This is a genomic window from Providencia sp. PROV182 (genome assembly GCF_028480325.1).
GTDB lineage: Bacteria > Pseudomonadota > Gammaproteobacteria > Enterobacterales > Enterobacteriaceae > Providencia > Providencia hangzhouensis.
Genome location: NZ_JAMPOL010000010.1, coordinates 23,828 through 37,310, shown reverse-complemented (window position 1 = coordinate 37,310; position 13,483 = coordinate 23,828). Strand labels below are relative to the sequence as shown.

The following is a 13,483-nucleotide window of genomic DNA, read 5'->3' as shown; positions in this document are numbered from 1 at the left end:
CCTAAACTTCATAACCATTGGGATTATTTGATTGCCAACGCCAACTGTCAGTCGCCATATCCTCAAGAGTTCGCTCCGCTTGCCATCCTAGTTCATGGTGCGCTTTTTCTGGTGTTGACCAGTATTCCGCAATATCCCCAGCACGACGTGGTTCAATCACATAAGGAATGGCTTTTCCAACAGCTTTTTCAAATGCATGTAACATTTGCAAAACACTGGTGCCGTTCCCCGTACCCAAATTGTAGCAATGTAACCCTGCTTGATTACCAACCTTTTGTAGAGCAGCAACATGGCCATCAGCTAAATCCATGACATGAATATAATCCCGAACCCCCGTCCCATCCACCGTAGGGTAATCGTTTCCATAAATCACCAATTTGTCTCTTTTCCCTACTGCAACTTGGGTAATATAAGGTGTTAAATTATTTGGGATCCCTTGTGGGTCTTCTCCCATCAAACCCGATGGATGAGCACCTACTGGGTTGAAATAACGTAATAATGTTAATGACCATGACGGGTCTGAGTGAAATAAATCAGATAAACAACGCTCAACCATATACTTGCTGGTGCCATAAGGGCTTTGCGTATTACCCGTTGGGAACTCTTCGGTGATAGGTAAACGACTGGGCTCGCCATATACTGTTGCTGACGAACTAAAAATCAAACTTTTCACGTTCGCTTCCTGCATACAGCGCATTAATACCAATGTCCCATTGAAATTAACATCATAGTATTTAAGGGGGTTTTCTACTGATTCACCAACCGCTTTTAGCCCTGCAAAATGAATAACTGAATGAAATTGATGAGAAGAAAAAATGTGGGCTAGCTGTTGCTCATTTCGAACATCACACTGATAAAATACTGGGCGCATACCGGTTAATCTTTCAATACGATTAAGCACTTCTAGCTTTGCATTACACAAATTATCAATAATAACTGGTGATAGCCCAGCCTTTATCAATTGAACACAAGTATGACTACCGATATACCCGAGCCCGCCTGTAACGAGAATTTCAACCTGTTGCATCTCTCTTCCCCCAATACTGCTTAAATTGCATTCTGTCTTCCAACTTGTCATTGCTACCGAGTATAACAACGAGTTTAGATAAGATTCTGTGATCAATCTCGACTTAGTGTAAACGTTTACACAAAATTATAAAATAATCTATTTCTCACATAAATAAATCGCATCAGGAAAAGATCATTCAAGGTAAACAAATTCTCCTGTTTTCACCAATAACTCATTTATCCATTTGCGTCCTTTTGATTGTTTCGCTAGTAGGAACAGCTAAAGACTAAAAAAAATAAATTAACTTCAAATAGTTATAGAGAAAGCAAGAAAAAAAAGATAAATGATAAGAACTGTTTTAGTGACCTACTTAACACAGATGCAACAAACCATTTACTTTGCATATTGTTTCATCTAAATATGTTTGTATTACCAAACGGCACACTGTTCCCGTATAAGGAACAAAAATATAACAATAGTGCTAATTCAATTAATTATAAACAGGGGAAGCTATGAATAACCGACTACAATCTGCTGGTTTCGTATTAACCTTGTTAGATTACTTTTCAATCAACAAGCCCATATGGGGAGTACGTGAGTTAGCTCGTCATCTTGATAAGAGCCCTTCCGTCGTACAGCGGGGTTTTAATATTCTAGAAGAGCAAGGTTTCTTACAAAAAAATAAAAATAAAGAATATTTATTAGGCTTGCGGTGTATTGAAATCGGTCATTTAGCCAATAACACACGCCAGTTTTCACAATTAGCGAGTGACTACTTACGCCCTCTCGCTGATAAAACACATGAAACCATATTTATTTATCGCCGTTACAATGATATCGCTATTTGTAATTTCATTTTAGAAAGTGACCATCTTATCCGCTTTACATCTAAAGAAGGAGAAGCGTTGAGCTTGCATGAAGCCCCATTTACACAAATCATTTTAAGCTCAATGGATATTTCATATATTGATGAATATCTTTCTAAACATAATTTGCAAAATAACACCTTATTAAAAAAGCAATTAAGTCTCTATGCTGAAGAAGGATATGCATATTCAAAAGAAGCTTATTTAGCAGGAACACAAGGGTTATCCGTTCCTATATTTTCTTTTGAAAAAGGGGTATTAGGCTCGTTATGCATTGCAGCATCAAGCCAAAGTAAAAATTTAACCGAGTATTATCCATTATTAAAATCCACAGCCAGTAAATTATCTACCATATTTTAAATCCATGGTGAAATAATAAGATAAAAAGCAGTTATTAATTATTAAAATAAAATAGGTAACTCTATGAATATATCTCATGATAAAAATGATACTGAGGTACGTGTATCTATTTTTTCTCCAGCACTACTCATCGCAATAATTATATTATCTTTTGTTGGTGCTATTATTGGTATTCAGATTATTGTCACACTAGGTATCTCCGCAAACACATCAATTATCGGTGCTGTTCTCGCCATTTTATTATCTCGTGTCCCACTTTCTATTTTCGCATCATTTAAATTTATCGATGCGCAAAATTTAATTCAAACTAGCATCTCTGCAGCAACCTTTGCTGCAGCAAATGGTTTAATAGTAGCCATTGGTGTGCCTTGGGTATTGGGTATGCCTGAATTAATTTATCCGATGATGGCTGGAGCTTTCGTTGCGATTATCATTGATGGCACGATTTTATATGGCTTGTTTAATACCCGCGCCTATCCTGCCAGTGCATCTTGGCCTGCCGGTGTTGCCACCGCAGAAACTTTGTGGGCAGGAAATAAAGGTGGAAAGCGGCTTGGCGCATTGCTGACAGGCTTTGCTGCTGGAGCCATCGGTGCAGGTTTTGGTATCCCAATGGCATCCGCAGGGATCGCGTTGATTGGCAGTATTTTCGCGTTATTCATGTTTGCTGTTGGACTTCTCATTCGCGGTTTTTCTGAGTCAGGGCTAATTACTTATAATTTATATGAAAACTATGTCCCACACGGTGTGATGATTGGTGCAGGTATCGTCGCATTAATCCAAATCGGAGCCATTGTATTTCGCAACAAGAAAGATAGTCAGCAACAAAGCGAAGATAGTGATGAATTACGCCAAAGTAGCAAACGTATCAAATCAACCTTAATCAAAGGGGCAACGTTCTACTTTTTAACCGCATTAGCACTCACATTTATTAGTCAAATATTTGTCACTATGACATTGCCACAACTTATTGGATTCCTCATTTTTGCGACCTTAGCCGCTTTAATCCAAGAGATGATTGTAGGTATGGCTGCGATGCATTCTGGCTGGTTTCCTGCAACTGCAGCAGCTCTTATCTCATTGATGATTGGTATTTTACTGGGGTTTCCCCCCGAAGCATTGGCCGTTTTAGTTGGGTTTTGTGCCGCGACAGGCCCTGCTTTTGCCGATATGGGTTTTGACCTAAAAACGGGGTTTATGATCCGCGGTTATGGTAAAAACCAATCTGCAGAACATTATGGGAGAAAACAACAATATTTTGCCGCTATTATCGGTTTTTGCTGCGCCTTGGTGGTGGTTGCACTTACCTACGATTTTTATTTCGAACAAGACAAAATCGTTCCTGCATCAAGGCTTTATGCCGCTACGATCCAAGCAGGAAGCTCCTCAGATGTGGCAATGATGTTGTTATTGTGGGCCATACCGGGTGCCATCATTCAGTTAATTGGCGGTGCTAAAAACCAGATTGGCGTACTCTTCTCAACTGGCTTGATGATTAACTACCCTATTGCAGGTTGGACGGTTCTTACTGCACTCGCGGTTCGAATTATCATTGAGCGTTTCTTCAATATCAGTTCCGATAAAATTTCAACTTTCGCTGGTGGGCTTATTGCTGGCGATGCTCTTTACTCCACGGCTAAAGCATTCCTGCCAACCCTCAAAGCGAAACTGCTTTCCTTCTGGGCTAAATAACTTTATAGGGAATAATAATGACGAATATCTGGTCGCAAGTGCAAAAAGACACTCTAGTTTCACAACATTACGCTTATTTTGATACGGGAGCCGCTGCGCCACCGCCAAAACCGGTAATAGACGCAGTAAAGCGCTATCTTGATAAAACCGCAGAGCAAGGGACTTATTTACCGAACTTCCGCAAGCAAACTTATGAGCAAGTTGAAATTTGTCGACAAAAATTGGCCGCATTTATCGGAGCAAAGCCCAGTGAAATTGCATTTACCAAAAATGGCACAGAATCTATCAGCTTGATTGCTAGAGGTATTTCTTGGCAAGCTGGCGATGAAGTGATAATTCCTGATACTGAGATGCTCAGCAATATTGCAATTTGGCAACTGTTAGCGCATGAAAAAGGAATAAAAATTATTAAGGTGAGTGCGGATAGCTATGGTGTCCTTTCACCTGAATCTATCGAGCAAGCGATAACCTCTAAGACAAAGCTCATCAGTTTCGTTGCGCTATCTAACATAACTGGGGTAATTCAACCTGTGCAGGCTATTTGTGAGATAGCCAGAAAGCATGGTGTACTTAGCCATATTAGTGCTTCACAAGCCATTGGAATGTATAACGTTAATGTTCAAAAATGGCAATGTGACTTTATGTCATCATGTGGACGAAAAGGGTTAAGAGCGATAGAAGGCAGTGGAATTCTGTTTGTTCGTGAATCATTGGTACCATCATTAACCCCCACACTGGTCGGTTGGTGGAATAGCTCAATTGACCCACAAACAGGAGACGTTATTCTGCCTCAAACAGCAAAACGCTTTGAAGCGGGCTGCCCAAATGTTCCGGCCATTATTAGTTTAGATTCGGCTTTAGACTATGCTGTAAATATCGGTATTGAACAAATTGAGAATCGCAACCAAACACTCACTCAATATGCGATGCAGCAATTATCTCAACTTTCTGGTGTCGAAATTTATGGCCCTAATAATAGCCACCAGCGAATAGGAATAATTCCATTTAATATTAACGGAATCCCCTCTGATGTATTAATGCAAAAATTAGAAGCTAAAAATATCATTATTGAATCAGGTCACTTTATGGCAACCGCTATTTTAAAGTTCTATCAAATAGAAAAAATGGCCCGCTTATCAATTCATTATTTTAATAGTGAAAAAGAAATCGATTTATTAATTAATTCAATAAAAAAAATCAAAAAGGAATATAGCAATGACTAATGCGTTATTAATGAGTAGTTCTCGCATGGGGAATATGAATTATTTACAACATGCGGGCGAACAAATCCATCGTTTATTACAACATAAAAAACAAAATATTCTATTTATTCCTTATGCCGCAGTTACATTCAGTTTTGATGATTTTGAAGCAATTGTAAAACCGGTATTTAATGCTTTAGGTTATGAATTAACATCAATTCATCACTTTAGCGACCCTGTTGCGGCAGTTAAACAAGCACAAGCGATTGCTATTGGCGGCGGAAATACCTTTGCCTTATTAAAACGCCTATATGATGCCAACATAGTGGAGCTGATTTCACAACGAGTTAAATATGAAAGCATTCCCTATATGGGATGGAGTGCAGGCAGTAATGTTGCAACACCGAGTATTCGCACTACCAATGATATGCCAATTGTCCAACCCCCTACATTTAGTGCGCTGAATATTTGCCCATTTCAAATTAACCCGCATTTTATTTCTGGTAAACCAATTGGCCATAATGGGGAAAGTCGTGAAGAGAGATTAAATGAGTTTTTAACGATTAACCCCATGGAAGAATTGATCGCACTATATGAAGGAACAGCATTATTTATTGAAAACGACCATGGCACCATTTTAGGTGAGCAAAATGCCCTATGGTTACGGGAACCTAATAAGATTGAAGAAATTGCTACCAACAAGCCATTCAAATTAAATATTATTAAAGGAGTGCAATAATGTCTTTGAATTATCTAAGCCAAGTTTATGACTTATTAGACACCCCTGATGTTGATGGCGAAAAAATGGCAGCGCTACTTCATTCTGTTGGCTCAAATGATGCCATCATCACTGTTACTTCTATTCCTTATGAATCCCCAGAGGATACAAGTCAGTTATGCCATTTTATAAAAGTATTAATCCCAGGCTCTGAGGGCAAACACCGTGGAGGCACTTACCCGACTTTAGGCATTATCGGTCGTTTAGGTGCACAACAGGCACAACCGAATCGTATTGGAATAGTTTCTGATGCTGATGGGTCAATTGTCGCTTTTGCCAGCGCGATGAAGTTGTTGGATATGGCGGCAAAGGGGCAGAGCCTCAAAGGAGACGTAATAATTAGCTCTCATATCGCCACGCATGTTTCGATTACTCCTCATGACCCTGTCGATTTTATGGGGATGCCAGTTTCATCTAATACCATGAACCAATATGAAGTCGATAAACAGATGGATGCTATTTTATCCATCGATACATCAAAGGGAAACAGCATCATTAAGCACCGAGGGATTGCGATTTCTCCCACGGCTATGCAAGGCTATATTTTACGCGTCGCACCTGATTTAGTTCGCTTACTGGAGTATGCAACAGGAGATGTGGCAAAGACGTTTCCTATCACCACACAAGACATTTCTCCTTATGATAACGGTGTTTATCACTTTAATTCTATAATGCAACCGCATATTGCAACACAGGCACCTGTTGTTGGCCTTGCCATTACGGCTAAATCGATTATCCCCGGTAGTGAAACAGGTGCAAGTTATGAAAGTGAGTTAATCGATGCCACACGCTTTACCGTGGAAGTCGCTAAGCAATTTTGTTGGGATAAAATTCGATTTTATCAGCAAGATGAATATGAAACACTTTATGATTTATACGGTTCATTAGCACAGATTCAGGGGTAACCTTCGAAGAGTAAAAGCCCACATTTGTGGGCTTTAGGTTGTTGACAAAGCGGGATAAAACGTGGTTTTTCCCACTTTGTGTCATCAGCCGAAAATCAATAAATTGATTTTCCTAGTTTATTTTCAATAAACTATTAGACTTGCCGTCAAACATAATATGTTTGTCATCAATCAGTATGTTTACCAACCCTACATTAACTTTTGTAATTCCTAAATCGGTTAGCATTTCAGGCATCATAAAATTGAAGCTTTTGTGTGTGAAACAAAAAAACAACATAACCAACAAAAATGAACTAGCCAGTGTTATATAAGCTGTTTAGATGAAATAACACGAACCCCTTTCGTGGGATTTATTGCAGCCTCAAATAATGCCTTCGCAATATTTGTTGCGGGGCTAACTTGGCAGCTCGCGGGCAATATAGATGATAGACAGGAAATAATACGAATCACAACAACTTCACCCAAACGCACTTTTTGGCGGTCACCATGAATCACATTCGGGCGAACTAAAGTTAAAGAATCAAAACCCAGTAATCTTAAATCTTGTTCAAGCTGCCCTTTTACTCGGCTATAAAAAAAAGGTGACTTAGCGTTTGACCCCAAAGCAGAAGTCAATACAAATGTCGAGCAACCCCATTTTTTGGCTAGCCTTGCACAGGTTAAAGGATAGGTGTAGTCCACTTGACGAAATGCCGCCTTTGAACCAGCGGCTTTGAGGGTTGAACCGAGCGCGCAAATCACAGCATCGACTTCCCATAACGCAGCCTCGTCAGGTAAATGGTTAAAATCAACAATAGGTGCTTGTAATTTCTCATGTTCTGCTAATGCATGTCGTGTTGGCGCTATCACCTGAGTCACACGAGAGTCTGCAAGTGCCAATGATAAAACATGACTTCCCACAAGCCCTGTCGCTCCTAACAGTAATATTTTCATTTTATTCACCCATGCAATGAATAGAGAAACTCAATTATAGCCTTGTAAGTGGGGAACCACTAGATTAATGCTGTTTTTTCGTACGAACTTAGTTTTTTGTGGCTCTTTTGTTGTTTGATTGTGAAAATTACTTGATATTGGCAATCATTCTAAAGATAATCATTCTCAATATCATTTCGATTATCAACAAACTTAGTATGGTAAATAATATGACAGCCCCAGTTGCAGAAAATACCGTCGAAACGGCGAAACAACCCGTTAAAACTGACGTGATAGAAAGCCAACAATTATTGGGCCCTGCCGGTAAGGTCTCAATTCAACATAATGGCGAGCTTTATCAATTGAGACAAACTCGTACAGGTAAGTTGATCTTAACTAAGTAAGCCATACCCAAAGTAAGTCGTACCAAAACTTAATTCGCAAGCCACCTAGGTTAATTATCCAGGCAGCCAGCTTAATCTAAACATAGGAAAAGGTTTCTTATGGAGTTTAAACTGACGTCTGTATTTCACATTTGTGCCGCTAAATATCGAATCAGCAAGGATAGCCACTCGATACCTGACTATCTCGCAGCGGTAGCGTTAATGTGCCACATCCCAAATAGTCCTGCTGAACACCAACCAGTTACTGACTATTACCTCAGCTTTATACCTTCATTAGTTGTTTACTCCTCTTGCTATGTTCAGACACCGCTTACATGCAATTTTTCCTGTGTCATACCGAATTCAGGTCCTCCAGACCAATACATCGCTATCAATTAATACGAATTCACTCTGCTTAATACAGATAAAAACTATATGGAGTATCACAATTATGTCCCCTGTTTTGCGAATGTCAGTCCTAGCCAGTGCCATCTTAGGCGTGATAGCAAGTGCTCAAGCACAAACAACAGAACCAACACCAAAAAAAAATCATCATGATGTGATGACTGTCTATGCGACAGGTAGCGAACGTGACAGCTTCGAAACCCCGATGATGGTCACGGTGATCAAAAATAATTCACCTGAAACGCAAACGGCCAGCACCGTCAATGACATTTTACGTAAAGTTCCCGGGATTGGTGTCACCGGTACTAGCCGTGCAAATGGGCAAGATATTTATATGCGCGGGTTTGATCGACGCGGCATTTTGACCTTAGTGGATGGTATTCGCCAAGGCACAGATACAGGCCATGTCAATGGCACCTTTATCGACCCTGCTCTGATTAAGCAAGTTGAAATTATCCGTGGCCCTTCTGCCCTACTCTACGGCAGTGGTGCCATGGGCGGTGTGATTGCTTGGGAAACCGTTGATGCCAAAGACTTATTACGTGAAGGCCAAGACCACGGTTTCCGTGTCTTTACCGAAGCCGCTACTGGCGATCATAGCTTCGGTTTCGGCGGCACTGCGTTTGGCCGTAGTGATAACCTTGATGGGCTATTCAGCTTTGTCACGAAAGAAACTGGTAATGTCCGCATGAGTAATGGCGATGACATGAAAAACAAGGAAACCATTGGTAACCTGCTGGCAAAAGGAACATGGCAAATCGATGATGCACAAAAGCTTTCTGGCCAAGTGCGTTATTATAATAATGATGCCAATGAGCCGAAAAACCCGCAAGAAATTAATGTAGGGAGTGACAATCTAAAAGTTAACCGTACCACTCGCCAACGTGATGCACAGATAACTTATCAAATTAAACCGGGCTCACAGGAATGGCTAAATTTTAAAGTCACGCCTTATTACTCCGATATTAATATCACGGCAAAAGGCCAAGGAACCCCCTATGAAGGTCGTACACAAAAAACTTATGGCATAAAAGCTGATAACCGCTCTAACTTTTATGACTTGCCATTAGCGTCACATAACCTGACTTACGGCAGTGAAGCTTATAAGCAAAAACAAACTCCTTATGCAAATACCACCCAATTCCCCGATGCGGACATCACCTTTGCATCCGGCTTTTTACAAGATGAAATTAGCCTAAAAGATTTGCCTGTTTCCTTTATTGTCGGTACGCGCTATGACCACTATAAAGCGACATCTGATGGCAATGAAGATGTGAAAAAAGGTAAATGGTCATCTAAAGGTGCCGTTAGCATCACACCAACAGAGTGGTCAATGCTATTTGCGTCATATTCAGAAGCCTTCCGAGCCCCTTCTATGATGGAAATGTATAACGACGAGGTCCACTTCCAAATGGGGCCAATCGTTAATAGATGGAAACCAAACCCTAATCTGAAACCTGAATCAACCCGTACTGCAGAATATGGTTTTGGCCTGCGTTTCGATGACCTATTGATGGATCGTGACAACCTACAATTTAAAGCCAGTTATTTTGATACCAAAGCGAAAGATTACATCAACACATATGTGAATGTTGATAGATATATTTTGCAAAATAACTACACCACATCAATCAATACTAAACGTGCCAAAATTTGGGGATGGGATGCCTCAATGGATTATAAAACAGACTATTTCAATTGGAGTTTGGCTTATAACCATACTGAAGGAAAAGATGAATCTAATGGAAAATCAATAACATCAATTAAACCTGATTCTGTCACCAGTAATCTGGCCGTACCTATTGCAGACAGCGGTTTTTCAGTGGGCTGGCTAGGGGAGTTTACGCGCCATACAGAATTCAATAAAGCCTCTAAAGCAGAACAACAAGCCGGCTATGCCGTACATGACTTCTATGTGAGTTATCAAGGTGAAGGACAACTCAAAGGGTTAGGAACCAGTGTCGTGTTAGGCAATGCATTTGATAAAGAATACTACTCATCACAAGGTATTCCTCAAGATGGACGTAATGCCAAGCTGCTTGTCAGCTTCCAATGGTAATTCACACAATATTAAGGAGATAAACGTGAATTCAGCACTTTACGAGCGTTACCAACAAGCAAAAACAGATAACAAAGCCAAATACGCTCGCGATCTCGCCGCCTATTTAAATGTATCTGAAGCTCAGCTACTGCATAGTCGTGTTGGTCACGACAAAGCTGTTCGTTTAAATGTCGATGCCCCCACTTTGTTGACAGAATTAGCCACTGTTGGGAAAGTGAAAGCGATTACCCGTAACGAATATGTGGTTCATGAGCAAGTTGGTCGTTATGACAATGCAACCTTTAGCCCACACGGTGGGTTAATTTTAAACCCTCGCGCCCTTGATTTACGGATGTTTTTCAGCCATTGGGACACTATCTTTGCTTTGACGGAAGACAGCAAACACGGTGAGCGTCATAGTATCCAATTTTTTGATAAACAAGGTGACGCACTACATAAAGTTTACACCACCGATGAAACGGATATGGCGGCATGGCAGGCATTGATTGAAAAATATGCTACCCAAGATAACCCGGAGCTCATCCATGAAACAGCAACTGCATTTACCAATCAGCCCGTTAGTGAAGAGCTAAAACAACAATTAGAACAAGAATGGCGCAACATGACAGACGTTCACCAATTTTTTGTTCTACTCAAGAAAAACAACCTCAGCCGCCAGCAAGTTTTCGCTGCGGTTAGCGATGATTTGGCTTGGAAAGTGCCTAATGATTCCTTCAATCAGCTGATTAACACTGCGTTCAAAGATCAAAACGAAATTATGATTTTTGTGGGCAACCGCGGATGTGTGCAAATTTTTACTGGTGAAATCAAAAAAATCATGCCATATCAAAGTGAAGGTTCAGACTTAAAGTGGCTAAATATTTTCAATCCTGATTTCACCTTGCACATGATTGAAAATGGTATTGCCGAATGCTGGGTCACACGCAAGCCAACACAAGATGGCCATGTGACTAGCCTTGAAGTCTTCGATAACCAAGGAAATCAAATCGCACAAATGTATGGGCAGCGTACGGAAGGGACTCCAGAGCAAGAGCAATGGCGCCAACAAGTCACCGCATTACCACGCATTTAAAATTAGGTAACTTATTATGAAACAATGGCTTCTAATCTTATCAACGCTGTTTATCTCTTTTTGTTCTTATGCAACAGAACGCATCGTCACCTTAGGGGGTGATGTGACTGAAATTGTGTATGAACTTGGAGCACAGGAACAGCTCGTCGCCCGTGACAGCACCAGCCTTCATCCAGAGCAAGCCACCAAGCTCCCAGATGTGGGCTATATGCGTATGCTTAACGCAGAAGGCGTGTTGTCAATGCGCCCGACTTTAGTCCTTGCGAGTGAGTTAGCTAAACCCTCAATGGCTCTTTCGCAAATCGAAAAAAGCGGCGTAAAAATTATTAAAGTGATAGGGAAACCGAGTTTAGAAGCCATTCCAGAAAAAATTACCACCATCGCTAATGTGGTCGGTAAAACAGAGCAAGGAAAGCAATTAGTTAATCAATTTAACCAACAGCTCAGCCAAGTAAATACGGCTCCTATTGACAAAAAAGTCTTATTTATCATGAGTCACGGTGGTGTTATGCCTTTAGCGGCAGGACGGCACACTGCGGCAGACAGTGTCATTAACGCGGTTGGGGCAAAAAATGCCATGAGTAGCTTCGACAGCTATCGCCCTCTATCCCAAGAAGGCTTGCTATCAAGCCAACCTGACTTAATCATTTTTACCAAAGAAGGTATTAAATCATTAGGTGGAATAGAAAAAGTGTGGAAATTACAAGGAATGTCAATGACTCCCGCAGGAAAAAATAAAGCGCTTCTGGTTGTCGATGACGTCGGTATGCTCACTTTCAGTTTAGGTACGCCTAAAGTCATGCAACAACTACGTGAGGCATTAGAAAAATCCCAATGAGTCGCTTTAAAAACCCATTTTTGGTGATTATCGTATTATTGTTAGCACTTGGCGGTTTAGTTCTCATCGCGTCGAATGCCGGCGCAATGAACTTCTCATTAAAAGCACTGTGGCAGGCATCTGCCACAGACTCGGATTGGCAAATATGGTTAAATATCCGCCTTCCTCGCGTGTTAATTGCCATTTTAGTTGGCCTTGCCTTAGCAGTATCTGGCGCCATTATGCAAGGGTTATTCCGTAACCCCCTCGCTGATCCTAGCTTACTCGGTATCAGTAGTGGCGCGGCTTTATCCGTTGCCGCATTTATTGTTTTCTCTGTTTCATTACCCACCGTGATGCAAGGTTATGGCCATGTCGCTGCTGCTTTTATTGGTAGCCTAGCCGTATCTTTTATTATTTTTAGCTTAAATCGTTCATCAAATGGTAACCTCGCAAAACTACTTCTCGCGGGTATCGCTATCAATGCGCTGTGTATGTCATTCATCGGTGTTCTTAGTTATATCAGTAATGACCAACAACTCAGAACATTTAGCTTATGGATGATGGGCACGCTCGGTAATGTTGACTGGGCATCATTGGCCATCGCCGCTTCAGTTATTCTTCCTATTTGTATTATCTGTTTAACACAAGGAAGTAAGCTTAATATCCTACAATTAGGGGACGAAGACGCCCATTACCTTGGGCTCAATGTTGAGCGTACCAAGTTTATTTTATTATTCCTTAGCGCCATGTTAGTTGGTTGTGCGGTTGCCATGAGCGGTGTTATTGGTTTTGTCGGTCTCGTTGTTCCCCATCTCATTCGCATGACTCTCGGGCCAGACCATCGTTGGTTAATTCCTGGTTCCGCTATCGTAGGTGCGGGCTTATTACTTATTGCCGATACTGTAGCAAGGACTGCGGTTGCACCTGCTGAAATTCCTGTTGGCTTACTGACAGGGTTAATTGGTGGCCCCTACTTCTTATGGCTAATTTTACGGCAGCCTTCGGGGAGGATCTAAA

General features: G+C 41.0%; 13 protein-coding genes. 11 read left to right on the top strand and 2 right to left on the bottom strand.

Translation table 11 applies throughout. The features are described 5' to 3' along the window. Position 1: 1 nt before the first annotated feature. Positions 2–1,027, bottom strand: coding sequence for a UDP-glucose 4-epimerase GalE (galE, locus tag PR834_RS08165; protein WP_272536575.1), 1,026 nt, complete (start codon positions 1,025–1,027; stop codon positions 2–4). A gap of 494 nt (positions 1,028–1,521) precedes the next feature. Between galE and PR834_RS08160 the strand changes: the two genes are divergently transcribed. From PR834_RS08160 to PR834_RS08140, 5 genes are all read left to right on the top strand, one after another. Next, a complete protein-coding gene (locus PR834_RS08160) occupies positions 1,522–2,235 on the top strand; it encodes an IclR family transcriptional regulator (RefSeq protein ID WP_004261689.1) in 714 nt (237 codons plus the stop codon). 63 nt (positions 2,236–2,298) lie between these two features. Next, positions 2,299–3,927 carry an OPT/YSL family transporter gene (locus PR834_RS08155; protein WP_136134900.1) on the top strand — a complete coding sequence of 543 codons (1,629 nt, stop codon included), beginning with the start codon at positions 2,299–2,301 and terminating at the stop codon, positions 3,925–3,927. A gap of 17 nt (positions 3,928–3,944) precedes the next feature. Continuing rightward, entirely contained in the window at positions 3,945–5,150 is a 1,206-nt protein-coding gene (locus PR834_RS08150; RefSeq protein WP_272536574.1) for an aminotransferase class V-fold PLP-dependent enzyme, read from the top strand. Beyond that, positions 5,143–5,868, top strand: coding sequence for a dipeptidase PepE (pepE, locus tag PR834_RS08145; protein WP_136134902.1), 726 nt, complete (start codon positions 5,143–5,145; stop codon positions 5,866–5,868). Before PR834_RS08150 ends, pepE begins: the two co-directional genes overlap by 8 nt. Continuing rightward, the gene (locus PR834_RS08140) at positions 5,868–6,812 is read left to right on the top strand and encodes a DUF1177 domain-containing protein (RefSeq protein WP_136134903.1); all 945 of its coding nucleotides are present in this window, start codon (positions 5,868–5,870) and stop codon (positions 6,810–6,812) included. Before pepE ends, PR834_RS08140 begins: the two co-directional genes overlap by 1 nt. A gap of 303 nt (positions 6,813–7,115) precedes the next feature. Here the strand turns inward: PR834_RS08140 and PR834_RS08135 are convergent, their stop codons facing one another. Further along, positions 7,116–7,745 carry an NAD(P)H-binding protein gene (locus PR834_RS08135; RefSeq protein WP_004261694.1) on the bottom strand — a complete coding sequence of 210 codons (630 nt, stop codon included), beginning with the start codon at positions 7,743–7,745 and terminating at the stop codon, positions 7,116–7,118. A 209-nt stretch (positions 7,746–7,954) separates the two neighbouring features. On the opposite strand from PR834_RS08135, the gene hemP reads away from it, so the two are divergent. The 6 genes from hemP (at position 7,955) to PR834_RS08105 (ending at position 13,482) form a co-directional block, all read left to right on the top strand. Then, positions 7,955–8,128, top strand: a complete 174-nt coding sequence (hemP, locus tag PR834_RS08130; RefSeq protein ID WP_226617232.1) for a hemin uptake protein HemP — start codon at positions 7,955–7,957, stop codon at positions 8,126–8,128. Between the two features lie 99 nt (positions 8,129–8,227). Continuing rightward, positions 8,228–8,506: a hypothetical protein gene (locus PR834_RS08125; protein WP_136134904.1), complete on the top strand. Its 279-nt coding sequence runs from the start codon at positions 8,228–8,230 to the stop codon at positions 8,504–8,506. A 52-nt stretch (positions 8,507–8,558) separates the two neighbouring features. Further along, positions 8,559–10,571: a TonB-dependent hemoglobin/transferrin/lactoferrin family receptor gene (locus PR834_RS08120; protein ID WP_272536573.1), complete on the top strand. Its 2,013-nt coding sequence runs from the start codon at positions 8,559–8,561 to the stop codon at positions 10,569–10,571. 25 nt (positions 10,572–10,596) lie between these two features. Continuing rightward, on the top strand, positions 10,597–11,646 hold the full coding sequence (locus tag PR834_RS08115) for a hemin-degrading factor (protein WP_094962092.1): 1,050 nt from the start codon (positions 10,597–10,599) through the stop codon (positions 11,644–11,646). 16 nt (positions 11,647–11,662) lie between these two features. After that, a complete protein-coding gene (locus PR834_RS08110; RefSeq protein WP_196731802.1) occupies positions 11,663–12,484 on the top strand; it encodes a heme/hemin ABC transporter substrate-binding protein in 822 nt (273 codons plus the stop codon). Continuing rightward, the gene (locus tag PR834_RS08105) at positions 12,481–13,482 is read left to right on the top strand and encodes a FecCD family ABC transporter permease (RefSeq protein WP_094962090.1); all 1,002 of its coding nucleotides are present in this window, start codon (positions 12,481–12,483) and stop codon (positions 13,480–13,482) included. The genes PR834_RS08110 and PR834_RS08105 overlap by 4 nt, the downstream gene beginning before the upstream one ends. Position 13,483: the final 1 nt, after the last annotated feature.

Bases quoted from the DNA above. Each gene is read 5' to 3' on its own strand.
- galE (WP_272536575.1), bottom strand. From the start codon at position 1,027: ATGCAACAGGTTGAAATTCTCGTTACAGGCGGGCTCGGGTATATCGGT.
- PR834_RS08160 (WP_004261689.1), top strand. From the start codon at position 1,522: ATGAATAACCGACTACAATCTGCTGGTTTCGTATTAACCTTGTTAGAT.
- PR834_RS08155 (WP_136134900.1), top strand. From the start codon at position 2,299: ATGAATATATCTCATGATAAAAATGATACTGAGGTACGTGTATCTATT.
- PR834_RS08150 (WP_272536574.1), top strand. From the start codon at position 3,945: ATGACGAATATCTGGTCGCAAGTGCAAAAAGACACTCTAGTTTCACAA.
- pepE (WP_136134902.1), top strand. From the start codon at position 5,143: ATGACTAATGCGTTATTAATGAGTAGTTCTCGCATGGGGAATATGAAT.
- PR834_RS08140 (WP_136134903.1), top strand. From the start codon at position 5,868: ATGTCTTTGAATTATCTAAGCCAAGTTTATGACTTATTAGACACCCCT.
- PR834_RS08135 (WP_004261694.1), bottom strand. From the start codon at position 7,745: ATGAAAATATTACTGTTAGGAGCGACAGGGCTTGTGGGAAGTCATGTT.
- hemP (WP_226617232.1), top strand. From the start codon at position 7,955: ATGACAGCCCCAGTTGCAGAAAATACCGTCGAAACGGCGAAACAACCC.
- PR834_RS08125 (WP_136134904.1), top strand. From the start codon at position 8,228: ATGGAGTTTAAACTGACGTCTGTATTTCACATTTGTGCCGCTAAATAT.
- PR834_RS08120 (WP_272536573.1), top strand. From the start codon at position 8,559: ATGTCCCCTGTTTTGCGAATGTCAGTCCTAGCCAGTGCCATCTTAGGC.
- PR834_RS08110 (WP_196731802.1), top strand. From the start codon at position 11,663: ATGAAACAATGGCTTCTAATCTTATCAACGCTGTTTATCTCTTTTTGT.
- PR834_RS08105 (WP_094962090.1), top strand. From the start codon at position 12,481: ATGAGTCGCTTTAAAAACCCATTTTTGGTGATTATCGTATTATTGTTA.